At 48.2% G+C, this 1,554-nt stretch carries 1 rRNA gene; it reads right to left on the bottom strand.

What is annotated here, in order from left to right:
* Window positions 1-1,504: ribosomal RNA gene (locus ACTQ46_RS11045) — 23S ribosomal RNA — on the bottom strand; the annotation flags it as partial.
* Window positions 1,505-1,554: the final 50 nt, after the last annotated feature.

Genomic DNA, 1,554 nt, shown 5'->3' with positions numbered 1-1,554 from the left:
CGAGAAAAGGGATTTGCCTCTTTTCTCAGCCTACCTACTTCGACGTGCACAACCTTTCGCACGCTCACCGTATCCTCCTGCGTCAACACTTCTCTCAAACGCTAAAGGTAGTACAGGAATCTCAACCTGTTGTCCATCGCTTACGCCTCTCGGCCTGGGCTTAGGTCCCGACTGACCCTGAGAGGACGAGCCTTCCTCAGGAATCCTTAGGCTTTCGACGGGGGAGATTCTCACTCCCCTTTTCGCTACTCATGCCAGCATTCTCACTTGTATACTGTCCACATGTCCTTGCGGTCATGCTTCAACCTATATACAACGCTCCTCTACCATCTTTCGATCCACAGCTTCGGTATCTAATTTTAGCCCCGTTTATCTTCGGCGCAGTACCACTTGACCAGTGAGCTATTACGCACTCTTTCAATGGATGGCTGCTTCTAAGCCAACATCCTGGTTGTCTGAGTAGTACTACATCCTTTCCCACTTAATTAGAATTTTGGGACCTTAGCTGGTGGTCTGGGCTGTTTCCCTTTCGACTATGAAGCTTATCCCCCACAGTCTGACTCCTGTATATAACACCATGGCATTCGGAGTTTGATAAGTTTCGGTACCGTCTAACGGCCCTAGACTATTCAGTGCTCTACCTCCATGGGTCTCACTACAAGGCTAGCCCTAAAGCTATTTCGAGGAGAACCAGCTATCTCCGGGTTCGATTGGCTTTTCACCCCTATCCACAAGTCATCCGATATGTTTTAAACCATACCCGGTTCGAGCCTCCAATGAATCTTACTTCACCTTCACTCTGCCCATGGATAGATCACCCGGTTTCGGGTCTATCATAGACAACTATTCGCCCTATTCAGACTCGGTTTCCCTGCGACTTCGGATCTTCAATCCTTAATCTTGCTGCCTATCATAACTCGCTGGCCCGTTCTACAAAAAGTACGTGGTCACACCAATAGTGTGCTTCCACTGCTTGTAGGCATAGGGTTTCAGGTTCTATTTCACTCCCCTCCCGGGGTTCTTTTCACCTTTCCCTCACGGTACTATTCGCTATCGGTCACTAGTTGTATTTAGCCTTGGGGGGTGGTCCCCCCATCTTCCCACAAAATTTCTCGTGTTCCGTGGTACTCTGTTGAAAAGCAAAGTTTCTCTCTTTCGATTACGAGGCTGTCACTCTCTTTGGCGAAGCTTTCCATCTTCTTCTTCTAGAGTCGAACTTTGTATTCTTTTCGGTCGGGCTGTTTCCTGTTCGCTCGCCGCTACTTGGGAAATCGAGTTTTCTTTCTTTTATTACGGGCTACTGAGATGTTTCAGTTCGCCCACTGTCCTTCTTACAGTTATGTATTGGCTGTAAGATGCTTAGAGTTTGTCTAAGCGGGTTTCCCCATTCGGATTCCCCCGGGTCGCTGGATATTTGCTCCTCTCCGAGGCTTTCGCTGCTTGTCGCGTCCTTCATCGGCCACTAGTGCCAAGGCATTCACCCTATGCCCTTCGTTGCTTGACCAGAAATATCTATTTCTCTTTCTTTTACTACAGATTCAGTTTTCAATGTGC

Source organism: Gallicola sp. Sow4_E12, from assembly GCF_052116305.1.
Lineage (GTDB): Bacteria > Bacillota > Clostridia > Tissierellales > Peptoniphilaceae > JBQKLI01.
The sequence above is the reverse complement of the archived record's forward strand: the minus strand, read 5'-3'. Positions and strand labels throughout refer to the sequence as shown.